Annotated in this window: 23 protein-coding genes; 9 read left to right on the forward strand and 14 right to left on the reverse strand. The window is 71.6% G+C overall.

Going from position 1 to position 23355, the window contains the following annotated elements; all coding sequences use genetic code 11:
- From VFR90_RS03850 to VFR90_RS03870, 5 genes are all read left to right on the forward strand, one after another.
- A partial coding sequence (locus VFR90_RS03850; RefSeq protein ID WP_326404699.1) for a hypothetical protein occupies window positions 1-1294 on the forward strand: 1294 nt, incomplete at its 5' end.
- Between the two features lie 29 nt (window positions 1295-1323).
- Window positions 1324-1635, forward strand: a complete 312-nt coding sequence (locus VFR90_RS03855) for a hypothetical protein (protein WP_326404700.1) — start codon at window positions 1324-1326, stop codon at window positions 1633-1635.
- A gap of 104 nt (window positions 1636-1739) precedes the next feature.
- A complete protein-coding gene (locus tag VFR90_RS03860) occupies window positions 1740-1964 on the forward strand; it encodes a hypothetical protein (protein WP_326404770.1) in 225 nt (74 codons plus the stop codon).
- Window positions 1964-2197 (forward strand): DUF637 domain-containing protein, encoded by a 234-nt coding sequence (locus VFR90_RS03865; RefSeq protein ID WP_326404766.1) that lies wholly within the window; start codon window positions 1964-1966, stop codon window positions 2195-2197. Before VFR90_RS03860 ends, VFR90_RS03865 begins: the two co-directional genes overlap by 1 nt.
- Before the next feature lie 11 nt (window positions 2198-2208).
- Window positions 2209-2535: a hypothetical protein gene (locus tag VFR90_RS03870; RefSeq protein ID WP_326404701.1), complete on the forward strand. Its 327-nt coding sequence runs from the start codon at window positions 2209-2211 to the stop codon at window positions 2533-2535.
- Window positions 2536-2756: 221 nt separating this feature from the next.
- Here VFR90_RS03870 and VFR90_RS03875 read toward each other — a convergent pair whose 3' ends face one another.
- From VFR90_RS03875 to VFR90_RS03885, 3 genes are read right to left on the reverse strand one after another with little or no spacing between them, the layout of a single operon-like run.
- Window positions 2757-3263 (reverse strand): TPM domain-containing protein, encoded by a 507-nt coding sequence (locus VFR90_RS03875; protein WP_326404702.1) that lies wholly within the window; start codon window positions 3261-3263, stop codon window positions 2757-2759.
- 26 nt (window positions 3264-3289) lie between these two features.
- Entirely contained in the window at window positions 3290-4210 is a 921-nt protein-coding gene (locus VFR90_RS03880; RefSeq protein WP_326404703.1) for a TPM domain-containing protein, read from the reverse strand.
- Window positions 4211-4238: 28 nt separating this feature from the next.
- Entirely contained in the window at window positions 4239-4856 is a 618-nt protein-coding gene (locus VFR90_RS03885) for a LemA family protein (RefSeq protein ID WP_326404704.1), read from the reverse strand.
- A 119-nt stretch (window positions 4857-4975) separates the two neighbouring features.
- On the opposite strand from VFR90_RS03885, the gene VFR90_RS03890 reads away from it, so the two are divergent.
- Window positions 4976-5743: a hypothetical protein gene (locus VFR90_RS03890; RefSeq protein ID WP_326404705.1), complete on the forward strand. Its 768-nt coding sequence runs from the start codon at window positions 4976-4978 to the stop codon at window positions 5741-5743.
- Between the two features lie 10 nt (window positions 5744-5753).
- On the opposite strand, the gene VFR90_RS03895 is transcribed toward VFR90_RS03890, so the two are convergent.
- The 6 genes from VFR90_RS03895 to creB all read right to left on the reverse strand — a co-directional run bounded on the left by VFR90_RS03895 (window position 5754) and on the right by creB (window position 13354).
- Window positions 5754-7217 (reverse strand): biosynthetic peptidoglycan transglycosylase, encoded by a 1464-nt coding sequence (locus tag VFR90_RS03895; protein ID WP_326404706.1) that lies wholly within the window; start codon window positions 7215-7217, stop codon window positions 5754-5756.
- Complete coding sequence (gene xrtQb, locus VFR90_RS03900; RefSeq protein WP_326404708.1) at window positions 7214-7813, reverse strand: exosortase Q subunit 2; 600 nt, start codon at window positions 7811-7813, stop codon at window positions 7214-7216. The genes VFR90_RS03895 and xrtQb overlap by 4 nt, the downstream gene beginning before the upstream one ends.
- Window positions 7797-8633, reverse strand: a complete 837-nt coding sequence (xrtQa, locus tag VFR90_RS03905) for an exosortase Q (protein ID WP_326404709.1) — start codon at window positions 8631-8633, stop codon at window positions 7797-7799. Before xrtQa ends, xrtQb begins: the two co-directional genes overlap by 17 nt.
- Before the next feature lie 5 nt (window positions 8634-8638).
- Window positions 8639-10876, reverse strand: coding sequence for a VIT and vWA domain-containing protein (locus VFR90_RS03910; protein ID WP_326404711.1), 2238 nt, complete (start codon window positions 10874-10876; stop codon window positions 8639-8641).
- 159 nt (window positions 10877-11035) lie between these two features.
- A complete protein-coding gene (creC, locus tag VFR90_RS03915) occupies window positions 11036-12637 on the reverse strand; it encodes a two-component system sensor histidine kinase CreC (protein WP_326404712.1) in 1602 nt (533 codons plus the stop codon).
- 3 nt (window positions 12638-12640) lie between these two features.
- Window positions 12641-13354, reverse strand: a complete 714-nt coding sequence (creB, locus tag VFR90_RS03920) for a two-component system response regulator CreB (RefSeq protein ID WP_326404713.1) — start codon at window positions 13352-13354, stop codon at window positions 12641-12643.
- Between the two features lie 33 nt (window positions 13355-13387).
- Here creB and hemE point away from each other — a divergent pair, with 33 nt between their 5' ends.
- Both hemE and priA read left to right on the forward strand, forming a co-directional pair.
- On the forward strand, window positions 13388-14521 hold the full coding sequence (hemE, locus tag VFR90_RS03925; RefSeq protein ID WP_326404714.1) for a uroporphyrinogen decarboxylase: 1134 nt from the start codon (window positions 13388-13390) through the stop codon (window positions 14519-14521).
- A gap of 375 nt (window positions 14522-14896) precedes the next feature.
- Window positions 14897-16963: a replication restart helicase PriA gene (gene priA / locus VFR90_RS03930; RefSeq protein ID WP_326404715.1), complete on the forward strand. Its 2067-nt coding sequence runs from the start codon at window positions 14897-14899 to the stop codon at window positions 16961-16963.
- Between the two features lies 1 nt (window position 16964).
- On the opposite strand, the gene VFR90_RS03935 is transcribed toward priA, so the two are convergent.
- The 4 genes from VFR90_RS03935 to VFR90_RS03950 all read right to left on the reverse strand — a co-directional run bounded on the left by VFR90_RS03935 (window position 16965) and on the right by VFR90_RS03950 (window position 20908).
- Window positions 16965-17717 (reverse strand): amino acid ABC transporter permease, encoded by a 753-nt coding sequence (locus tag VFR90_RS03935; RefSeq protein WP_326404716.1) that lies wholly within the window; start codon window positions 17715-17717, stop codon window positions 16965-16967.
- Window positions 17718-17739: 22 nt separating this feature from the next.
- On the reverse strand, window positions 17740-18594 hold the full coding sequence (locus VFR90_RS03940) for a basic amino acid ABC transporter substrate-binding protein (RefSeq protein ID WP_326404717.1): 855 nt from the start codon (window positions 18592-18594) through the stop codon (window positions 17740-17742).
- Window positions 18595-18760: 166 nt separating this feature from the next.
- Complete coding sequence (locus tag VFR90_RS03945; RefSeq protein ID WP_326404718.1) at window positions 18761-19762, reverse strand: porin; 1002 nt, start codon at window positions 19760-19762, stop codon at window positions 18761-18763.
- A gap of 180 nt (window positions 19763-19942) precedes the next feature.
- Window positions 19943-20908 (reverse strand): AEC family transporter, encoded by a 966-nt coding sequence (locus tag VFR90_RS03950; protein WP_326404719.1) that lies wholly within the window; start codon window positions 20906-20908, stop codon window positions 19943-19945.
- A gap of 107 nt (window positions 20909-21015) precedes the next feature.
- Here VFR90_RS03950 and VFR90_RS03955 point away from each other — a divergent pair, with 107 nt between their 5' ends.
- Window positions 21016-23145, forward strand: coding sequence for an ATP-dependent helicase (locus tag VFR90_RS03955; protein WP_326404720.1), 2130 nt, complete (start codon window positions 21016-21018; stop codon window positions 23143-23145).
- On the opposite strand, the gene VFR90_RS03960 is transcribed toward VFR90_RS03955, so the two are convergent.
- Window positions 23142-23354 carry a hypothetical protein gene (locus VFR90_RS03960; RefSeq protein ID WP_326404721.1) on the reverse strand — a complete coding sequence of 71 codons (213 nt, stop codon included), beginning with the start codon at window positions 23352-23354 and terminating at the stop codon, window positions 23142-23144. The two genes, VFR90_RS03955 and VFR90_RS03960, sit on opposite strands and share 4 nt — an antisense overlap.
- Window position 23355: the final 1 nt, after the last annotated feature.

Genomic DNA, 23355 nt, shown 5'->3' on the forward strand with positions numbered 1-23355 from the left:
GCTCGATCTGTCGAGCCAGCGACTGGGCGAGTTGGTCACCAGCATCGGCGCGGTCGTGGCCGCCGTGGCGACCAACCGGGACGCGGCCACCGCATCGGCCGCGGCGCAGCAGGTGGATGCGTACAACCGGCAGTTGCATCCGGTGGAGACGGGCCGGGTGCAGCAGCTGGCGCAAGGCGATGTCGAGCGCGAAGCGCGACTGGGCGCGGCGGCCTGCGCGCTGGTGCGCTGCGCCGACGGCGTGCCGACCGACGATCCGAGCTACGCCTACCTGCGCGCGCTGCAGGACGAGGGCGCCGGCTACACGGCCGAGCAGGCGCTGCTGCGTCAGCAGCAAGGCCAGATCGGGCGCAGCCGGCAGACGCTGTTCGGCTATGACCCGCTGGTGGACACCAGCCTTGATTGGTTGAGCCAGAACCGCGTGGGCACACGCGCGGCCGGCACAGCGCAAGCAGTCGGCGGCGCAGCACTCATCGCCAGCGGCGCGGTCGAGTGCACCACCGGCATCGGCTGCACGCTCGGCGCGGCGAGCATGGTCTTCGGGGCTGATCAGCTTCAGGCCGGCGCGCGCACGGCCGCAAGTGGGCAGACAGCAGCAACGCAGGGCGAGCTGGTGCTGCAGTCCCTGGGCATGAGCCCGGAGGCGGCGGCGGTCAGCTATGCGGCGTTGGGGGTGGCGCCTGCCGCAGCAGGGGCGGTGGTCGCGAACCGCGCGGCGAATGCGACGGCTGAATTGAATGCATTGACCCGGGCCAGCTACGCCAACGACTTCGCTACTCACGGGCTTCAGGCCACGCCGGAGGTGATGGCGACGCCGCAGGCGCAGGCGTTGATGAGGGAGATCGCAGCGGGTAGTCCGGGGTTGTCGCCTCAACGAGTGATCGACTATGCGCGAGACTACATCCAGTCAGGAACGTCGCTACCGGTACAAAGCTTTGCGACGGCTGACACGATTGCAATCAAGGTCGTGCCCAGGGGAGAGGGCGTTACTGACTTCAGTGGCTTTTGGATGACACCACAACAGGCGCGCGTGATAGCGACGATGTCGCCTACACAAGCTGCACAAGTGCTGGGCCTACCAGCGCCACAAGCAGCGCGCATGCAACTCCAAGGCATGGACTTTGTGGCGATCTCGCCAAGAACCGGAGTCACACCCACAGTCTTCACATCAGAAATTGCGCGCATCACGCAAGGCGGAATCGCCATGCCAGGGGGCGCTCAACAACTGCTTGTACCCAATCGATCTCAATGGACACCGGCAACTCCCATTGATCCCGCCACGTTGCGGCAATGACGAAGGTTGTTATCAAGGAGTCGACAGACGTGGACAAAGTCACTTTGCTAAAGCAAAAAGCGGCAGCACTGAGACTGCTGCTCGAGCGCCACCAGCACTTCAACGGCGATGCCAGATCGCTACTGGAGACACTCACCCCGTTGTTCAATGACATTGCCGCAGGAAAAGTGGTGCCGCCCATGTATTACGCTCAAAGCCGTGCGCTCGGCAAGGACCACCCTTTCTATGAACCCGCCAGCATCTTCTCCGGCCCACATGCCGAGTTCGCCTGTGCGTTAGAGGACTGGGCGTCGCAACCCTGGTACGCCGCGCTGGAAGCACAAATGAGCCGCAAACCCTGAGCGCCAGTACGAAGCTCAAGCGCCCGGCCGGCCAGCCGGGCCTGGCCTACCTCGGCGGCCTCGCCCACGAGGCGCGCACCCGGCACCCGGCCACTTGGCAGGCGGTGGACCTCGCGGCGCAGAGCTGGAACCACCGCGCCCAGGGCCTGACGCCGGCCGGCGCGGTGATCGTGGCCATCGTGGTCACGGCCGTCTCGGCGGGCAGCGCGTCGAGTGCCGGGGCGGCCGTGGCCTCCTCGGCGGGCGCTACCGGGGCTACGGCCACCGCCGTGACCGCGGCCACCGCCGCGGGGCTGAGCACACTGGCCAGCCAGGCGGCCGTCAGCTGATCGACAACCAGGGCAACCTCGCCCGCACGCTCGACGACCTCGGCAGCCGCGAGAACGTGCGCGCGCTCGTCGTCAGCATGCTCGGCGCGGGCATCGCCAGCGGCTTGACCGAGGCGCTGAACCTGCCGCGCGGACAGCAGCTTGCCGGCGCGAGCTTCGGCACGCAGTTCCAGAGCTCGCCGGGCGCCGTCGGAGACGCTGCGGCCAGATCTCCAACCATCGTTCTTCCCTGAAGGATGCAGCCATGACAGAGGCACGCTTGTATGGCGCTTCGTCGCTGGACCTGGAAGAGGGGTGTGCCCTTTTGCAGGCCGCCGTCGCAGCAAGATTTGAGGCGCATGAAAGCTTGTATCGCGGCGGCAAGTACTACCGGCTGAGAACACGCGACGACGTTGAACTGGTGCTTCAGCTGAATTTCATTGAGGACGACGGAGAGGCAACAGAGTCCGACTTTCCACAAGCTACGCTGTTGCTATACGTGCACGGCAACAACAATGCTGTCGCGTCAACGGCTTCTTGCATTGAGAGTGCCAGAGGCGGCTTCGAGCTCCTACTGCGTACATCCGGTTGATCGACGCTACCAACTAAGGCGCAGCAACCGTTGCAAGACATGACCTGGCGCGAGATAGGCACCCAAAGCATCGGCAGCTTAGCCTCGTGGACAGCCGCATCGAGTTCACGCCGGCGGCGCCCGGTCTCTTCGTTGTCGCCTACAAGCCGTAGGCGGCGATTTGCGAAGGCCGCCCGCGCGCGATGGCGACGGGCGGCCTGCCGCTCGGCCGGTGGCGGGCTTCAGCCGATCAACGGCGCGTCCGGCAGCTCGTTTGCGTCCACCTCGCCCGCCCCACGCGGGAAGTGCTCGCGCAACTTCGCATCGACCGCATCGATCGCCTGGTTCAAGCCGTCCTCGAACCGCCCCGCGCGAAACGCCGCGCGCATGCCTTCGACGATCCGCTGCCAGTGCGCCTGCGGGACCACGCGCGCGAGGCCGCGGTCCGCGAGGATTTCGATCCTGTGCTCGGCCAGCAGCAGGTAGATCAGCACGCCGTTGTTGCGCTCGGTGTCCCAGACGCGCAGCTTGCCGAACAGCGTGATCGCGCGGTCGCGCGCCTGCAGACCGCGCCACAGGTAGCCCAGCGGCAGGCCGGCTTCGACGACGACGCGGATCTCGCCGCCGTGGCCCGCTTCGCTCGCCTGCACGCGCTGCTCGATGCGTTCGAGCGCGCCTTCGCCCAGGGCGCGGCGCGCGTCGCCTTCGTCGAGCATGCGGTGCTTGAGGATGCGCAGCCAGCGGTTCATCGTCGCCCCGTGCTTCGTGTCGTTCGTCACCAATCGCCGGAGGCGCCGCCGCCGCCGAAATCGCCGCCGCCGCCCGAGGAGAAGCCGCCGCCGAAGCCACCGCCGCCGCCGCCGCCCCAGGAGCCCCCGCCGCCCCAGACGATCGGCGGCATCCCTGCGCCCGCACCGCGACGCCCGCCGAGGCCGCGCGACGCAGCGCCGAAGCCCAGCACGCCGACGAGCACCACCGCGATCAGACCAGCCACGATCGCGATGCCGAAGCTCGCGGTCAGTACCCAGGCCAGCGCGCCGGCACCGCCGCCCGTCGCGAGCGAGCCGAGCTTGCGGCCGAGCATCGCGGTGAGCACGGTGGCGGCGACCGGCACGCCGAGCAGGAAGAAGAGCGCGAGGTCGCCGAGGTCGGTGCCCGCCGACGCGGAGCCGCCGACGCGCCCAGGCGCACTGGGCGGCGGCAGTGCCTCGCCCTTGATGCGTGCCGCGAGCCGATCGACCGCGGCATTGAGCCCGCCCGCGTAATCGCCGGCGCGGAACGCGGGCTGCAGCGTCGCATCGATGATCTGCTTGGCCGCGAGGTCGGGGATCGCGCCTTCGAGCGACTTCGCGGTCGCGATGTGCAGGCGCCGGTCGCCCTTCGCGACGACGATCAGCAGGCCGTCGCCCACTTCGCGCCGGCCGATCTTCCAGGCCTCGCCGACGCGCTGCGCGTAGCTCGCGACGTCCTCCGGCTGCGTCGTCGCGACGATCAGCACGACGATCTGCGCGCCGAGCTCGCGTTCGTGGCCGGCGAGCTTGGCTTCGAGCGCGCTGGTCTGGGCGCGGCTCAGGGTGCCGGTCTGGTCGATGACGCTCGCGGTGAGCACCGGCACCGGCCGCAGGTCCTGCGCGAACGCGAGGCTCGCGGCGAACGCGAGCAGCAGCGCCGCGACGGAGCGCGCGAGGACGCGCATCAGCTCGCCTGTCGTTGCGGTCGAGCGATCACTTCGACGCCGGCTTCTCGAAGCTCACCGGCGGCGGCGTCGAGATCTGCTGCTCGTTCTGCACGCTGAAGTTGGCCTTCGGCTCGTAGCTGAAGATCATCGCGGTGATGTTGCTCGGGAAGCTGCGCGCGAGCACGTTGTATTCCTGCACCGCCTTCACGTAGCGGCCGCGCGCGACGGTGATGCGGTTCTCGGTGCCTTCCAGTTGCACGCGCAGGTCCTGGAAGCCCTGGTTGGCCTTCAGGTTCGGATAGTTCTCGCTGACCACCAGCAGCCGGCTCAAGGCGCCGCTCAGTTCGCCCTGCGCCTGCTGGAACTTGCTGAAGGTCTCCGGGTTGTTCAGCGTGTCCGGCGTCACCTGGATGCTCGTGGCCTTCGCGCGTGCCTCGACCACCTTGGTCAGCGTCTCCTGCTCGAAGTTGGCCTCGCCCTTGACGGTGGCGACGACGTTCGGGATCAGGTCGGCACGCCGCTGGTACTGGTTGAGCACCTCGGACCACGCGCTCTTGGTCTGCTCGTCGAGCCGCTGGAAGTCGTTGTAGCCGCAGCCCGCGAGGCCGAGGCTTGCGACGATGGCGAAGGCAGCAAAGAGCGAACGGATCGGTGAGCGCGTCATGGCGGTCCTTTCGTGTTGTCGACGGGGGCGAGCGCGCGGCGACGGCGGTCGCGCGGGTCGCCGCACAGGTGCTCGCCCGCGCGGCGTTTTCAAGGGGCGGATCAGTATGCTCCGCGGCCATGGCGCTCGATGCCCTCACCGCGCTGCAAGCCGCGCAGCGGCCCACCGCGCCGGAGACGGCGCTGCGCCCGCAACGCCTGCTGCTGGCCGGCGCCGGCGGCGCGCTCGGGCGGGCGGTGCTGCACGAGGCGCTGGCCTCGGCGCGCTTCGCCGGCATCGAGGTGCTGACCGCCGGCGCGATGCAGCCCGGCCTGCGCGGGCTGCATCCGACGCCGCACGACGCGCGGGCCGCGACGCCGATCGCCGGCGAGATCGCGCTCGTCGTGTTCGACCGCGGCCGCGACTTCTACGGCCGCGACGAGGCCTGGCATCTGCCCGAGCCCGCCGAGCTGCCCGCGCTCGCGCGGCGCCTGCGCGCCGGCGGCGTGCACACGCTGGTCGTCGTCTGCCCGACCGCGCCTTCGCTGCTCCCGCAGGCGCTGCAGCAAGGCCTCGCCGACCTGAACGAGCAGGCCATCGCCGCGCTCGGCTTCGATCGACTGCTGTTCGTGCGGCCGACGCAGGACGCGCCGAAACCCACGCTCGCCAACCACGCCGAGCGGCTCGCCGCGTGGATGCTCTCGCAGCTGCGCTACATGATCCCGGCGCGCGAGCGGCCGGTGCGCGCGCAGACGGTCGCGGCCTTCGTCTTCGAGGTGCTGCGCCAATGGCCCGGCGCGCGCGTGCCGGCCGGCACGCGCGTGGCCGGTGCGCCGCTGTTGTGGGCCGCGGCACAGCAGGCCGGGCCGGCGCAGGCGGTCGCCAACTGGCTGAACGCCGAAGCCTGAAACGCGCGCCTCAGCGCTCGCGCAGCGCGGGCGGCAGCCAGGTCCGCGCGCGTTCGATCTGCTCGGCCCGCCGCTCCAGCGGCAGCGGCCCGCGCATGCCTTGCAGGACGAAGACGAGGCGCCCGCGATCGATCGACCCCTGCGCCAGCGCGCGACCGCCGTCGCGCAGCAGGCTCGCGAGCCAGGCGGCCTCCAGCGGCGTCAGGCGCTCGACGCTCTTCTGCAGATGGGCACGCGCCGCGGCGTCGGCGCCGCACAGCCCGCCGCCCCAGGGCGCGAGCCGCAGGTACAGCTGCAGGATGCGCGCCTTGCCGAGCGTGCGCTCCATCTCGACGGCATAGAGCAACTCGCGCAACTTGCGCGCCGCGCTGCGTTCGTCGCCGACGAACACCCGCTTCGCGAGCTGCTGCGTCAGCGTGCTCGCGCCCTGCACGCCGGCCGGCGTGCTTCCATCGTTCACGCCGGCTGGCGCGCTTCCGTCGTCCGCGCCGGCTGGCGTGCTTCCCTCGTCCGCGCCGGCCGGCGTGCTGCCGTCGTCCGCGCCGGCCGCAGCGTGGCCGGCGCCCTGGTCGGCGCCTGCGTTGGCCGACCACGCGGCGAGCAGTTGCGCCAGGTCGTAGCCGGGGTGCTCGAAGAAGCGCTGGTCCTCGGCGGCGACCACCGCGCGCGGCAGCCAGCCGACCACCCGCGGCGCCTTCGACGCCGCACGGCCGCAGCCGGCCGGCAGCGCGGCATCGAGCAGCGCCTCGGTGCCGAGGCCAGCGACGCCGAAGCCCGCGAGCTGGATCGACGGCTTGATCGCCCCGCCGGGCAGCTTCCACGCGAAGCCGCCGCGCAGCGTGCCGTCGATTCGCGCGCGGCCCAGCTCCGGAACCTGCGCCGCGCCGAGCGCCTGCGCGGCGCGAGCGATCGGCTGCGGCGGCAGCTCGGCGTCGATCGCGAGGCCCTCCGGCGCGAGCTTCGCCTGCCAGTGGATCCGCAGCGCCTCGCCTTCGCGCTCGCCCAGCACGAGCTCGCCGCGGTAGCGATCGACCTCGGCGCGCGTCAGCCGCAGTTGCGCGCGCGGCAGCACGAGCGCCGACGCGCCGAGCGCCGCCAGCTCGACCGAGCACGGCGCGCAGGTCGCAACCAGCGTGTCGGCCGCGCGGCGCTCCAGCCGCCAGCGGCCCCAACGCATGCCGAGCCTGCGGCCGTCGATCGTGCGGCCGTCGAGCGCCGCGAGGCCCAGCGGATGCGTCGCGACGCGGATCAGCGGCGCGACGCCGAGCTCGCGCTCGATCGGCCCCAGCCGCACGCGCTGCGACCACTCGCCGGGCTGCGCCTTCAGCACGTGCAGCGCGAAGGCGACGAAGCCGCCCGCGACGAGGCTCGCCGCCAGCGCGCTCCACAGCAGCGCGCGCAGCGCGGCGCGCAAGCCGGCGCAGCGGCCGCACGCCGCGGCGCGGGTGGCCGCGCGCTCGCCGTTCGGGCTCATGCGTCCTCCGGCCAGCGGCTGACCGTCGTCACCGCCCGCCAGGGCCCGCCCGTGCGGCCGAGCGCCGCGGCCCAGAACCAGGCCGAGGCATCGGTCCAGGCCTCGCCCGGCGCGCCCTCGATGCGCTCGCACACGCGCAGCGGCGCCTGCCCCTCGCGGCGCGCGACGAAGCAGCGCCACAGCCGATCGCGCCGGTCGTGCTCGAGCCGCGCGCCCTCGATGCGCCAGCCGAGGCCGCGGTAGCAGTCGGCCGCCGGATGCAGCATCCGCGTCGGCCGCTGCACGTCGCGCAAGACGACGAGCCGCTCGCCGTCGAAGAAGCGGCCGATCGCGCCGGGGAAGGCGTTGGCAAAGCGCTGCTCGACGGGGCTCAGGCTCATCGGGCGCAGCGCGCGCCCGTCAAACTCCCGCGGCCATTCGATCGCGCGGACGACCGGCCCGGTGCTCTCGGCGCGCCGCGCCAGCGGCAGCAGCGCGCAGGCGGCGAGCCCCAGGGCGAGCGCGCCACGGCGCGGCCAGCGCGCCGCAAAGACCGCGGCCGCGCGCTTCAGCGCTTCGAGCCGGCCGTGCGGCCGGCATTCAACGACGGTGCGCATGGGCCTCGCTCCGGGTCGTCCACGCGATCACCGCGGCGCCCACCGCGGCGGTGATCCCGAGGCCGATCGCCTGGTGCGCGGCCTCGCTCAGGCCGCCGCTCGCCTCGCCGCCGACCAGCAAGCTGTTGCGCAGCGCGTTGCCCGCCAGCACAAACACGCCGACGAGCGGCAGCCGGCGCAGCCAGATCGCGTCGCCGCGCGCGCTCCACCAGCCCGCGACGCAGGCGCAGAAGTAGGCGCACCACGCCAGCTGCACGCCGGAGCACGGCGCATCGACGATCACCAGCCGGCCATCCACCGTCATTGCTGCGCCGCTGCGTTCGGCCACGAAGCCCGCCGCGCGCAGCGCCCAGGTGCTGAGCTCGGCGGTCAGCACGCGCAGCGGCCAGCCGGCATAGAACTGCAGCGACGCGATCACCGGCAGCGCGAGCAGCACCAGGCCGGCGAGCGGCGCGCGCGGCGCGTGCGACGGCAGCCAGGCCGCGAGCGCGCTGCCGAACGCGAGTGCCGCGAGCAGCGCGCCGGCCAGCGGCGGCAGCGCGAACCACGCGGCGGTGGCGGCGGCGGTGAGCCCGAGGCTCGCGGCGAGCCAGCCCGGGCGCGGCGTGCCGAGCAGGCGCGGCGCGGCCCTGGCGACCGCAGCGGCGAGCACCGCGAGCGCGACCAGGCCGAGCGGATCGTCGGAACCGTCGGCCGCACGGCGCGCCGCCCACAGCGCATGCGGCCAGAGCGCGGCGGCCTGCAGGGCGAGCCAGGCCCACGGCGGCAGCCGGTCGAGCGCGGGCCAGGCGCCGCGCCGGGCCAGCGCGATGGTGGTCATCGTCGTCACTGCCCGCGCCCCGGCCGGCCCCAGGCGACGACCGCCGCGCGATGCCGCGCCATGAATGCCCCCGCCCGGCGCCTGCGGTTCGGATCGGCGCCGTGGCAGTGCCAGGCCGCGCCGCCGAGCAGCAGCGCGACGACGGCCAGCGCGAGCCATGCCGAAGGCTCCGGCGTGCTCGGCACCGCGGCGCCGAACACCGCCTCCTGCGCTTCGCCGACCGCCAGCGCACTCACCCCCGCCGGCAGCGGGCTCGGCTGATCGACGCCCGCGTTCGCGCCGGGCGCCGCGTTGCGCACCCGCTGGTCGATCGCGACGAAGCTGGTGTAGTGCGTCAGCAGGCCGTAGCGCAGGCCGAGCGCGGTGATCGCCTCGCGCTGCAGGTCGCCGCCTTGCAGCGCCTCCTGATCCGAAAGTTGCGCGATGCGCTCGCGCGCCCACAGGTGGCGCAGCGCGACGGCCTGCGCATCCGGCGTGCCGACCGGCACGACCTGCTGCCAGCTGCCGGCGGCCGACTGCCCTTCGAGCACGAGCCGGCCCGCCGCCGCGCCCTTCCACTTGCCGAAGATCGCGACCGGTCGGCCGCCCATCACGTCGGGCATCGCATGCAGCGACGGCGCGGGCTCGACGTCGTGGACCTCCAGGCCTTCGAAGCGCGCGCGCAGCTGCGTCAGCACCGGCGAGTCGACGATCCTGCGCAGCCGCTCGGCCTGCGCGGCGGCCTGCTCGGGCCGCGTCACGACGAAGGCCTCGCCCTGGCCGGCGCGCGCGATGCCTTCGATCAGGTGGCGGTTCACCGAGCTGCCGATGCCGAAGGCGAACACGTTCGCGCGGTCGAGGTTGCGGCGGATCAGCGCGAAGACTTCGCTCTCGACGGTGACGTAGCCGTCGGTCACGACGATCACGCTGCGCGAGACGTCGGCCGGCTTCGCGAGCGCCATCACGCGCTTCAGGGCCGGCACGATCTCGGTGCTGCCCGAGCCGCCCATGCGGTCGATGGTGCGCAGGGCCTGCTCGATGTTGGCCTGCGTCGCCGGCACCGAGCTTTCGCTCAGCATGCGGTTGCTGCCGGAGAAGAGCATGACGTTGAAGCTGTCGCTCGGGCGCAGCTGGCCGATCAGGCGGCGCAGCAGCGTCTTCGCGGTGTCGAGCGGGTAGCCGTGCATCGAGCCGGAGATGTCGACGACGAAGACGTAGTCGCGCGGGTTGATCTGCGCAGGCGCGACGGCCTTCGGCGGCTCGACGAGTGCGAGGAAGAAGTTTTCCCCGTCGGGCCCGGGATAGAGCAGCAGGCCGGAGGCGAGGGCGTCGCCGGCGAGGCGCCAGTCGAGGACGAAGTCGCGGTCGTTGCGCGGCGCGTCGCCGCTCGCCAGGCCGACTTGCGCCTGCGTGCCGCCCTCGCCTTCGACCTCGATCGCGTGCGAGGCGCTGCGCACCTCGTTGACCGGCAGCGGCGACGCGAAGCTCAGCTGCAGATCGAAGGCCGTGTTCGATCGCTCGCCTTCTCGCAGGAACTGCGCCGCGGCGAACTTCGCGGGCTCGTTCGACGCGGGGCTCCGGTACCTCGGGCCGACGACCGTCGGGAAGACGAACCGGTAGCGGCCCTCCTCCGGTGCGACCAGCTCGGTGTAGCGCAGCTCCACCGCGACCTCGTCGCCGGGCAGGATGTTCGCGACGTTCATCGCGAAGACGTTGGGCCGCTCCTGTTCGAGCAGCGCCCCCGTCTTGCCTTCGCGCTTCGCGGCTTCGAACTCGATGCGGGCCTGCCGCTTTTCCTGGATGCGCGCGCTGACGAGCCGGTCGCCGACGCGCACCGTCATCGCATGCACCGCCGAGCGCGTGCCGCCGGGGAAGACGTAGCGGGCGTCGAGCGCGCGCCGCCCCTCGTTGCGGTAGTGCTGCGTCACCGTCACGTCGGCGATCACGCCGGCGATGCGCACGTCGACCTTCGTGGCCTTCAGCGGCAGGCGGTCGGTGGCGGGATCGTCGCTTCGGACCGCGAAGTACGGGCTCTCGGCCCGGCGCGCTTCGCTGTCGTCGGCCCAGGCCGCCGTCGCGGTCAGCAGGATCGCCGCGGCGCAGGCGAGCCCGAGCACCGCGCCCCAGAGGCGCGCCGCCCACAGGCGGCCGACGCGCGACACGGGCCGCAAGGGGTAGCGCCGGGCGGGCATCGGCCAGCACGACAGCGATCGAAGAGACAGCGCCCAGCGGTCGGGGCGCAGCGAAGAGGACGCGGGGTGCATGCCGGAGCTCCTGGAGGGGCGTGCCGATCGGGGCACGACGCCAGCTTGCGCGGCGAGCGAGAAGCGATGAGGAAGCGCGCGGGGCTCGTGTGAAGCGCCGGTGAAGTCCCGGTGAAGTGCCAGTACGGTGCCGGTCTACCGGCCGTCGGGCGAAGGCGTTCAGCGCGCCAGCGGCAGCGCGAGCAGCGCCTCGGCGCCCGCGCCCGGCGCACCGCCGACGTTGCGCAGCGTCACCCGGCCGTGGTGCAGCGCCGCGATCTCCTTGACGAAGGCGAGACCGAGCCCGGTGCCCTTCTTCTGCGAATGCGGCCGCGCGAGCGAATAGAACTTCTCGAACACCTTGTCGTCGGCGTAGTCGGGGATCCCGGGGCCTTGATCGATCAGGCGCACCTGCGCTTCGCCGCGCCCGCGCGTGTCGCGCGCCGACGCCAGCAGCACGCGCACCGTGCCGCCTTGGGGCGAGAAGTCGAGCGCGTTGTCGAGCAGGTTGCCGACGGCGCGCCTGAGCAGCAGCGCATCGCCTTCGACGACCGGCTCGTCCGCTTCGGCGCGCACGCGCCGCAGGTCGCGGGCCTGCGCGTGCTCGAACAGCACGCGCACCTGCCGTGCCGCGCCGGCCGCGTTCGCTCCTTCGACCAGCTCCGTCAGCAGCGGCACCAGCTCGACCGCCTCCACCCGCTCCAGCCCGCGCCGCGATTCGAGCGCGCTCAGCTCCATCATCCGATCGATCAGCGCCTGGATGCGCGCCGTCTCGCGGCCGATGTGGGCGAGGAAGCGCTGCCGGTCGGCCTCGGGCATCTGCGGCTCGGCCAGCAGCTCGGCGGCGCCGCGGATCGCGGAGAGCGGGCTCTTCAGCTCGTGCGTCAGCGTCTGCACATGCTCGGCGACCGGGCTGCGGCCTGCGAGCGCGTCGCGCATCTCGTCGAAGCTCGCGGCGATCACGTCGCGCGTGCGCTGTGCGAGCCGCGGCAGGCTCAGGCTGCGGCGCGCCCGCGCATAGCGCCACAGCTCCCGCACGATGCCCAGGATGCCGTAGGGCCGCACCAGCCAGGCCGAGACGATCACCACCAGCAGCACGACCGCCGCGACCGACGTGGCGCCGACGACGATCGTCTTGCGCCGTGCCGCCGCGACGAACTGACCGAAGCTCTGCACCGGCTTGCCGACGCTGGCGACGCCGACGATCTCGTCGTTCGCGTGGATCGGCGCGCCGACATACATGACCGAAGCGTCGACGTCGAGCGGCCCGTCGAAGTCGACCGAGGTGCGTGCGCCGTACTTGCCTTCGAGCGTGAGCCGCACGTCGCGCCAGCCCGAGTAGTCCTCGCCGACGTGGCGGCCGAGCGAGTCGAAGACGACGCGGCCCGATCGGTCGGTGACGTACAGGCGCAGTTCGACGCGCGTCTTCTCGAAGCCGAAGATGCGCGCCTCGAAGCGGCGCGCGTAGAGCTCGCGGAACACCGTGTCGAGCCCGTCGGTGTTCAGCCCGTCGGTGTTCAGCCCGTAAGGCGCGAGGCCCGCGCTGCCCGCTTCGCCGGGCCCGCCGCCCGGTGGGCTCGAAGAGCGCGCCGGAGCGGCGCTTTCACGCGACCGCGCCTCGATCAGGGCGGCCACCAGCTGCGCCGTCTCGACCAGCGACTCCTCGGCCGATTCGCGGTAGCGCGGGTCGATGTCGGCCAGCAGCCGCCACATCAGCAGCGCGACACCGGCCGCATAGACCAGCAGCACGCCGACGAAGACGCGGTTGCGGCGGCTCAGCACGGCTCAGGCCGAAGGCGGCGCGGCCGGCAGGTCGTCGGCCAGTGCGTAGCCGCATCCGCGGTGCGTGCGGATCGGCTCGAGCGTCGGCGCCACCGCCTTCAGCTTCGCGCGCAGCGTCTTCACGTGGGCGTCGACGGTGCGGTCGAGGCTCGCGGCGTGCTCGTCCCACACCAGGTCGAGCAGCGCGTCTCGGGTGTAGACGTGGCCAGGCCGTGCGGCCAGCGTCTTCAGCAGGCCGAATTCGTAGCGCGAGAGGTCGAGCAGCCGGCCGTAGTAGTGGATGCGCCGGCGGCCGTCGTCGACGGCGATCGGCGAGGCCGGCGCCGGCGCAACCGCAGCGACACGCGCGCTGCGCCGCAGCACCGTGCGCACGCGCGCCACCAGCTCGCGCGGCGAGAACGGCTTGGCGACGTAGTCGTCGGCGCCCAGTTCGAGGCCGACGACGCGATCGATCTCGTCGCTGCGCGCGGTGAGGAAGAGGATCGGCAGCGCGTCGTCGAGCGCGCGCAGGCGCTTGAAGACCTCGAAGCCGCTGGCGTCGGGCAGGCCGACGTCGAGGATCACCAGCGCCGGCAGCGTGCGGCGCACTTCGGCCAACGCCGCCTCGCCGGTCGCACAGCAGCAGGGCTCGAAGCCTTCGGTGCGCAGCGCGTAGGTGAGGGTGTCGGCGATGCCGGGCTCGTCTTCGACGATGAGGATGCGCGCTCGCTGCAGCATGGCGCGGGGATCATAGGTGTCGATAATCTTTGAATGCCCGCCGTACCCCCGCCTGCCTCCGCCACCGAGCCGCGCCTGCCGCAGCTCGCGAACGACAGCTTCCTGCGCGCCTGCCTGCGCCTGCCGACCGAGCACACGCCGGTCTGGCTGATGCGCCAGGCCGGCCGCTACCTCCCGGAGTACCGCGCCACGCGCGCGAAGGCCGGCAGCTTCATGGGACTCGCGACCCACCCTGACTACGCGACCGCGGTGACGATCCAGCCGCTGGACCGCTATGCGCTCGACGCGGCGATCCTCTTCAGCGACATCCTCACCGTGCCCGATGCGATGGGCCTGGGCCTGTCGTTCGCGCAGGGCGAAGGCCCGCGCTTCGAGCGGCCGCTCAAGGACGAGGCCGACGTCGCGAAGCTCGAAGTGCCCGACATGGCGAAGCTGCGCTACGTCTTCGACGCGGTCGCGTCGATCCGCCGCGCGCTCGGTCAGGGCAGGGAGCAGCGCGTGCCGCTGATCGGCTTTTCCGGCAGCCCGTGGACGCTGGCCTGCTACATGGTCGAAGGCGGCGGCAGCGACGACTACCGGCTCGTCAAATCGATGATGTACGCGCGGCCCGACCTGATGCACCGCATCCTCGCGGTGAACGCCGACGCGGTCGCGGCCTACCTGAACGCGCAGATCGACGCCGGCGCACAGGCGGTCATGGTGTTCGACAGCTGGGGCGGCGTGCTCGCCGACGGCGCCTTCCAGCGCTTCAGCCTCGCCTACACCGAGCGCGTGCTGCGGCAGTTGAAGCGCGAGCACGACGGCTATCGCGTGCCGCACATCGTCTTCACCAAGGGCGGCGGCCTGTGGCTGGAGCCGATCGCCGGCAGCGGCTGCGACGTGGTCGGGCTCGACTGGACGGTGAACCTGGGCTCGGCGCGTGCCCGCATCGGCGAGCGCGTCGCGCTGCAGGGCAACCTCGATCCCAACGTGCTGTTCGCCGGCGAGGCGCAGATCCGCGCCGAGGCCGCGGCGGCGCTCGAAAGCTTCGGCCCGCCGACCGCAGGCGCGGGCCACGTCTTCAATCTCGGCCACGGCATCAGCCAGCACACGCCGCCGGAGAGCGTCGCGGTGCTGGTCGATGCGGTGCACGAGTACTCGCGGCGCCAGCGCGCGCCGCGCCAGTGAGCCGGTGTGCGTGCGGTGCAGTCCTACAGCGCAGGCAACCCGGGAAAACCCTCGAACGGCGCGGCGCGGCTTCGACTTATCCCCAAAATGAAGCGAGCAGGTCGCCGCAGTGGCTTCTGTGGCGCCGCATCATGAAAGCGACCGCAGTGACGGCTAAGTGCTTGATTCGCAACGCAGCCGTCAGCTGCTGCCGGATCGCGCAAAGCAGGCCATGCCCTTGCGGCACAAAGGCTTAGCGCCCGTCTACGCAGGTTCCGCACAAAGTTGTCCACAGCAGGCGGGGACAGCTGCAAAAGTGCTGTCCGATCAAGCACTTGAGGGCCTTCGTTGACGGAGCTTCGAGCATCTCGACCGCAACTGGCGGCTCCAACCGCGGTGCTGGGCGTCGCCGTCGATGCGCCGCAGCACAGCGGACTCGACCGGCTGCTGGACTATCTGGCCGAGCGGCCCCGGCCGCGCGGCAGTCTGGTGCGCGTGCCGCTGGGCCGCCGTGAGGTGCTCGGGCTCGTCTGGTCTTCGACGGAGCGCGAGGCCGAGCCGGCGCAAGGCGGGGCCGTGGCGCTGCGCAACGTCGTCGAAGCCTTCGACGCGCTGCCGGCGCTGCCGCCGGCCTGGTGCGACCTGCTCGATTTCGCCGCCGGCTACTACCAGCGCAGCCTCGGTGAGTTGGCGCTCGCCGTACTGCCGCCCGAGCTGCGCAGGATCGACGCGGCCGGCCTGGCGCGGCGGCTCGCGCGCATCGACAAGCGCCTCGCGAAGGCGCAGCCAGCCCGCGACGAACCGTCGTTGCCGACGCCGAGCATCGAGCAGGCCGCGGTGCTCGCGGCACTGGCTGCGAGCGAGACGCCCGCGACCACGCTGCTGCATGGCGGCACCGGCAGCGGCAAGACGGAGATCTATTTGCGCGAAGCCGCCCGCGCGCTCGACGCCGGCCGGCAGGCGCTGGTGCTGGTGCCCGAGATCAACCTGACGCCGCAGCTCGAGGCGCGCTTCGCCGAGCGCTTTCCGGATCGCCGCGTCGTCGCGCTGCACAGCGCGCTGACGCCGGCGCAGCGGCTCGGCCACTGGCTGCTGGCGCTGCGCGGCGACGCCGACCTGGTGCTCGGCACGCGGCTCGCGGTGTTCACGCCGCTCGCGCGCTGCGGACTGATCGTCGTCGACGAGGAACACGATCCTTCGTACAAGCAGCAGGAAGGCGCGCGCTACTCGGCGCGCGATCTGGCGGTGGCGCGCGGGCGCATCGAAGGCGTGCCGGTGCTGCTGGGCTCGGCGACGCCGTCGATCGAGACCTGGCACAACGCGCTGCCCGCCGCGCAGGGCGGCGCGGGCCGCTACCGGCGGCTCGCGATGCCGGGGCGCATCGGCGGCGCGGCCTGGCCGCGGGTGCGGTTGATCGACATGGGCCGGCTGCCGAAGGCGCAGACGCGCGCCAGCCCGATCGCCGAGCCGCTGCGCGACGCGCTGCGCGAGCGGCTCGCGCGCGGCGAGCAGAGCCTCGTGCTGCTGAACCGCCGCGGCTACGCGCCGGTGCTGCACTGCGCCGACTGCGGCTGGAAAAGCGCCTGCCCGCACTGCAGCGCCTGGCGCGTGTTCCACCGCCACGACCGCACGCTGCGCTGCCACCACTGCGGCCTGACGCAGCGCGTGCCGCGCGCCTGCGAGCAGTGCGGCAATGCCGACATCCGCCCGCTCGGCCGCGGCACCGAGAAGCTCGAGGAGCAACTCGCCGGGCTGCTGCCCGAAGCGCGCATCGGCCGCATCGACGCCGACACCGCGAAGTGCGCGGGCGCACTGGCCGCCGACCTGGCGCGGGTGCATGCCGGCGAGGTCGACGTGCTGGTCGGCACGCAAATGATCGCGAAGGGGCACGACTTCCGGCGGGTCACGCTGGTCGCGGCGATCGATCCCGACGGCGCGCTGTTCGGCAGCGACTTCCGCGGCCCCGAGCGACTCTTCGCGCTGCTGATGCAGGCGGCAGGCCGCGCAGGGCGCGATGCGCAGCAGGCCGCGGGCGCCGAGATGTGGGTGCAGACCTGGCACCCAGGGCACGCGCTGTACGGCGCGCTGAAGGCGCACGACTTCGAGGCCTTCGCGACCAGCCTGCTCACCGAGCGCCGCGGCGCCGGCCTGCCGCCGTACCGCCATCTCGCGCTGCTGCGCGCCGATGCGCGCACGCAGGAGCTGGCGCAGGCGTGGCTCGCGGCGGTGGCGGAGGCGGCGGGCGATCTGCCCGGCAGCGAGGAGGTGCAGTGCTACCCGCCGGTGCCGTTGACGGTGCAGCGGGTGGCCGATGTCGAGCGGGCTCAGATGCTGGTCGAGTCGGCTTCGCGGCCGGCCCTGCAACGCTTCCTCGCGGCCTGGAACCCGGTGCTGCAAACGCGGCGAGCCGAGTCGCGCGGCGTGCTGCGTTGGGCCGTCGACGTGGACCCGGTCGCGATTTGAGCTAGCGGCCGCGCTGGTGCTCGGGTGCTTCGAGCCGCTTGGCGAGCTGCGACAGCAGCAGCGTCAGCACCAGGTAGATCGCCGAGATCGCGAGGTAGGGCTCCCAGTAGCGCGCGTAGGCCCCGGCGACGGTGCGCGCCGCGAGGGCGAGTTCGGCCAAGCCGATCGCCGAGACGAGCGACGAATCCTTGATCAGCGTCACGCCCTCGTTCACCAGCGGCGGCACCATGCGCCGCAGCGCCTGCGGCACGACCACGTAGCGCATCGACTGCACGTGATCGAGCCCGAGGCTGTAGGCCGCCTGCATTTGGCCGCGGTGGATGCTCTGGATGCCGGCGCGGAAGATCTCCGAGATGTAGGCGCCGGCGTTCAAGGTCAGCGCGAGCGCTCCCGAGAAGAAGGCGCCGTGCTGCTGGCGGAATGCGCGCGCTGCTTCGCCTGAAAGCAGCAGGCCGCCGTCGGGATGCACCAGCGCCGGCATCAGCGCGAAGTGCACCAGCAGGATCTGCACGAACAGCGGCGTGCCGCGGAAGAAGCCGACGTAGCCGAGCGTGAGCCACTGTGCCGGCTTCAGCAGCGCCGCGGCGAGCGCGCTCTTCGGCGCCGGCGCTTCGCGCGAGCTGCTGACGAGCCCGAGCACCAGCCCGAGCGCAAGGCCGCCGGCGATCGCCACGACGGTGAGCTGCACCGTCATGACGAGCCCGCTCAGGAACAGCGGGCCGTAGCCGGCGAGGATCTCCCAGCGCAAGTCCACGGAGATCCTCGGCGCGAAGCGCTTACTTGGACGCGGCGCTCGCCGGCTTCGGCGCGGCGCCGAAGGCCTTCGCGTAGAGGGTGTCGTAGCTGCCGTCGGCCTTGATCGCGGCCAAGCCCTTGTTGACCTTGTCGAGCAGCTCGGCATTGCCCTTCTTCACCGCGATGCCGTACTGCTCGGGCGCGAAGGCGCTGTCGCTCACGGTCTTGAACTTCGCGCCGGCGTTGTTCTGCACGTAGTTGACGACCACGCCGTTGTCCGCGACGACCGCATCGACGCCGCCCGCCTCCAGCTCCTTCAGCGCCAGCGGCGTCGATTCGAAGCGCTTCACGTTCGTGCTGTTCTTGCCCTGCAGCTTGGTGACGACTTCGTCGCCGGTGGTGCCGGTCTGCACGCCGACCTTGAGCTTCTTCAGGTCGTCGAACTTGGCGACCTTGCTGTCCGCCTTCACCGCGATCAACTGGTAGGCGTCGAAGTAGGGCTCGGAGAAGTCCATCGTCTGCTTGCGCTCGTCGGTGATCGTGATCGACGAGATCAGCAGGTCGCGGTCGCCTTGCGCGAGCGCGTTGAAGATGCCTTCCCACGGCGTGTTGACGAACTTGATCTCGAAGCCGCCCTTGGCCGCGACGGCCGTCAGCAGATCGACGCTGAAGCCGACGATCTCGCCCTTCTCGTTCTGCGATTCGAAGGGCGCGTAGGCCGCGTCGGTGCCGACAACGTAGACCTTCGCCGGCGGCGGCGCCGAAGCAGCCACCGGCGCGGAAGCCGGCGCCGAGGCGGCCGGCGCCGGCGCGTCCTTCTTGCCGCAGGCGGCCAGCAGCACGCCGCAAGCCGCGAGCGCGGCGGTCTTCAGGAATTGACGGGTGGTCGAGTGCATGGTGCTTTCCTTGGGGTAGGTCAAGACAGAAGACGCGGCGGGCCGATCGGGCCTCCCGGTGCGCGCAGCCGCGCGAAGGCCGCAACGATACGAAAAAGCGGCCCGAAGGCCGCTTTTCCGGAAGGCGGCTCCAAGGCCGCCTTTTGCTGATGCCGAAGGATCCGGATCAGAAGTTGTGGCGGATGCCGGCGCCGAAGACGCTCAGCGTGTCGCCAGGAACCGCGAAGCTCGGGCCGTAGACGACCGCCGCCGGCGTGCCCGACTTGTTCTCGATGCTGTAGTAGAAGGCGTACAGCTTGGTGCGCTTCGACAGGTTGTAGTTGTAGCCGAGCGTCCACTGGATCGCGTCCGAGTTCGGCGCGTTGTCCCATTCGTCGGCCCAGCCGGCCGACAGGTGGAATTCGTTGGCGCCCAGCGTGTACATGCCGGTGAAGGTCACCTGGTTGCGCTTGCCGAGCGCGGTGCCGCCGGTGAAGGCCGCCGACGCGTCGCTGTACTCGTAGTTCAGGCCGAGCAGCACCGGGCCGAAGCCGTAGGCGATGGCAGCCGAAGCGCCCTCGATCACGTCCTGCTTGAACTGGTTCTCGGTCTTGCTGACGCCGGCGCCGATGTGCAGCGAGCCCTGGTCGAAGTTCACGACGCCTTCGTAGGTCTTGTTGCCGGTGCCTTCGCTGGCGTTGGCGGTGACGGCGAACGAGACCGGGCCGAAGTTCGGGCTGGTGTACTCGACGGCGTTCTGGAAGCCGATGTTCAGCGAGTACAGGTTGTCTTCCGACGTCGTGCCGGTGTTGTGGTTGAACACGCCGATGTAGTCGATCGTGCTCGCGTAGAGCGCGCCCAGGCCGATGCGGCCGAACTTCAGCTGGCCGAGGCTTGCACTCTTGATGCCGACGAAAGCGTCGCGGTTGAAGCCGCCGGCGCCGGCGCCGGTGTCGGAGCCGAAGCCGTTCTCGAGCTGGAAGAAGGCGCTGAGCCCGCCGCCCAGATCTTCATTGCCGCGCAGGCCCCAACGCGAGGCGTTGTTGTTCATCACCGTGCGGTCGGTCGTCTCGTTGTCCTGGAATTCGACGGTGGTGTTGATCCGGCCGTACAGCGTCACGCTGCTTTGCGCAAAAGCGCTGCCGGCAAAGGCCGCGGTCAGCGCGGCGGCGAGGGCGATCTTCTTCATGCTGTGTTCTCTCCGAGTTGAATGTCCGAACGCCGGCGCCTTGATCGAGGGCGCGGACCCGGCGTTCGGGTCGGGGCACTTTATGACGCGATCACGGTGGAAGCCCGCGCAACGAGCGCGGAAGCCGCCCGATCCTGCGGATCTGATGCGCCGGCACAACACCGGCGCGTCGCACCTCGTTCAATGCGGCCTTGCACCGGCAAGCCAGGCCAGGGCGCTGAAGCTGACGAAGGCCAGGGCCGTCGACGCCAGGATGATCCGCGCGACCCGCCCGTTGTCGGCGCCGAAGCGCTCGGCCAGCAGCGAGACGTTGCTGGCCGAAGGCAGCGCGGCGGCGAGCATCAGCACCGTGAGGTGAAAGCTCGACAAAGGCGCGCCGGCGCTGATCGCCGCGACGCCGATCGCGAGCACCGCAAGCGGATGCAGCAGCAGCTTGATCAGCGCGATCGGCAGCACCTCGCCGAGCGGCGTGCGCGTGTGCACGTGCAGGCCGGCGCGCCAGAGCACCGCGCCGATCGTGAACAGCGCCACCGGCGTCGCCGCGCCGGCGAGCAGCTCGACGACGCGCGCGGCCGGCGCCGGCAGCGCCGCGCCGGTGGCCGAGAACACCGCACCGAGCGCGATCGCCCAGGGCTGCGGGTTGCGCACCGGCCCGCGCAGCGCATCGAGCACGCGCCGGCCGAACGGGAGGTGGCCGCTGGCCTGCCATTGCGCGAGCACCAGGCACACCGAGGTCGTCATGAACATGTCGACCAGCATCGTGAGCATCATCGGCCCGGCCGCCTGCGCGCCGAGCAACGCCGTCATCAGCGGCACGCCCATGAAGCCGGTGTTCGGGAAGGCGGCGACGAGCGCGGCGAAGGCGCCGTCCTTCAGCTCGACACGCAGCGCGTGCAGCAGCGCGAGCGACACGCCGACGATCAACAGGGCCGTCGCGGCCCAGACCGCCAGCATCGTCGGGTCGAGCAGCGTCGAGACCGGCGTTCGCGCGCCGAACTGGAACAGCATGCAAGGCAGCGCGAAATAGAGGACGAAGCTGTTGAGCCCGGGGATCGCTGCCTCCGGCAGCACCCGCAGGCGCCCCGCCAGCCAGCCGCACAGCACGAGCGCGAAGAACGGCAGCGTGACGGCGAGGATGGACTGCATCGCGGCGCAGTATCGCCACGGCGTTTGCGCGGTCGGTGCGCGAGGCCGCTGGCTATGATCCGCCGCCCTTGCCGACCCCTGCGGTGCGCTCGCATCGCGGCGCCAACGTGTCCTCCCCACCCGCCAGCCTGAACGACGCGCAGATGCGCGCCGTCCACCAGCTCCATGCGCCATCGCTCGTGCTTGCCGGCGCCGGCTCGGGCAAGACGCGGGTGATCGTGCACAAGATCGCGCGGCTGCTCGGCCGCGGGCCGGGGGCCGAACTGGCGCCGTCGCAGATCGCCGCGATCACCTTCACCAACAAGGCCGCGGCCGAGATGCGCGAGCGCGCGAAGGCGCTGATCGGCGGCAAGGCCGCGCGCGAGCTGCTGGTCAGCACCTTCCACGCGCTCGGCGTGCGCCTGCTGCGCGAGGACGGCGAGGCGATCGGCCTGAAGAAGAACTTCTCGATCCTCGACAGCGACGACGTGCTCGCGCTGATGCGCGACGCCGGCGGCACCACCGACAACGCGACCGCACGCCGCTGGCAGTGGACGGTCAGCCTGTGGAAGAACCAGGGGCTGGAGCCGGCCGGCGCCGAAGCGCAGGCGCGCAACCCCGACGAGCTGCAGGCCGCGCGCGTGATGACCCGCTACCAGGAGCGCCTGACCGCCTACCAGGCGGTCGACTTCGACGACCTGATCGGCCTGCCCGTCGCGCTGCTCGCGCGGCACGATGAAGTCCGCGCCAAGTGGCAGCACAAGCTGCGCCACGTGCTCGTCGACGAGTACCAGGACACCAACGCGCAGCAGTACGAGCTGCTGAAGCTGCTGGTCGGCGACGGCCGCACCCGGCCCGCGCTCTTCACGGCGGTCGGCGACGACGACCAGTCGATCTACGGCTGGCGCGGCGCGACGATCGACAACCTCAAGCGCCTGCCGCAGGACTACCCCGCGCTCGAAGTCATCCCGCTCGAACAGAACTACCGCTCGACCGGCCACATCCTGCGCGCCGCCAACCGGGTGATCGCCTCGAACCCGAAGCTGTTTGAGAAGAAGCTGTGGAGCGACTTCGGCGACGGCGAGCCGGTGCGCGTCGTCGAATGCGACAGCGAGGAACACGAGGCGGAGCGGGCCGTCGCCCGGATCCAGGCACTTCGGTGCGCGGGAGGCGCCGAAGGCGGCACGCCTGGCGGGCAGGCGCTCGACTGGAAGGACTTCGCGATCCTCTACCGCGCCAACCATCAGGCGCGCGTCTTCGAGCAGAAGCTGCGCGCCGCGCAGATCCCGTACAAGGTCTCCGGCGGCCAGAGCTTCTTCGACCGCGCCGAGATCAAGGACCTGTGCGCCTGGCTGCGGCTGCTGGTCAACCAGGACGACGACCCGGCCTTCCTGCGCGCGGTCGGCACGCCGAAACGCGGCATCGGCCACCAGACGCTCGCCTCGCTCGGCGCCTTTGCGGCGACATGGAAGGTCTCGCTGTACGAGGCGCTGTTCGCCGAGACGCTGGGCAGCGCGCTGAGCGCCAAGGCCCTGGGCTCGCTGCACGAATTCGGCCGCTACGTGAACGACCTCGAGTACCGCGCGCGCCGGACCACCGGCGCCGAGGACGCGCGCACGCTGCTGCTCGGCTGGCTGAAGGACATCGGCTACGAGCAGCACCTGCACGACGGCGAGGACAGCGAGAAGCTCGCCACCGCCCGCTGGGCCAACGTGCTCGACTTCGTCGACTGGATCGCCAAGCGCTGCGGCGGCCGCCTTGAAGAAACCGCGATCGACGCCGACGGCGGCTTCGAGACCGAAAAGAAGAGCGTGCTCGAAGTCGCGCAGTCGATCGCGCTGATCCTCACGCTGGCCGAGCGCGGCAGCGATCCGAACGTGGTGACCTTGTCGACGCTGCACGCAGCCAAGGGCCTCGAATGGCCGCATGTGCAACTGGTCGGCATCAACGAAGGCCTGCTGCCGTTCAAGGCCGACGACGAAGGTCTCGACGCCGCCGCGCTCGCCGCGCGCATCGAGGAAGAACGCCGGCTGATGTATGTCGGCATCACCCGCGCGCGCCAGACGCTCACGGTCAGCTGGCTGCGCCGCCGCAAGCGCGGCCGCGAGACGGCGCCCGGCCAGCCGAGCCGCTTCATCGCCGAGATGGCGCCGAAGCCGGGCGAGGAGCCGGTGGTGGATCCGAAGGAGAAGCTGCGCGCGCTGCGTGCGGCGCTGGCTGCGAAAGCGGCGGCGCAGGGCGCGCCGCAGTCCGGCTAGCCGGTGGTGTCGTCGGGCCGCGCGGCGGCTTCGTCGATGTCGAGGATGTCCCCGCCCTGCTTGCGAAGCATCTCCTGCCCCAGGCTGCTCAGGCGGTCCTTGTCGATCACCTGGATGCGCAGGCCGGCCGGGTAGCCGTGGAAAGACTCGAAGTTCACCGTCGTGGGCGCGGCGAAGGATTCAGTGCGTCGTTGCGGCAAGGCAGCCATC

This window comes from Methylibium sp. (genome assembly GCF_035762065.1).
GTDB lineage: Bacteria > Pseudomonadota > Gammaproteobacteria > Burkholderiales > Burkholderiaceae_C > Methylibium.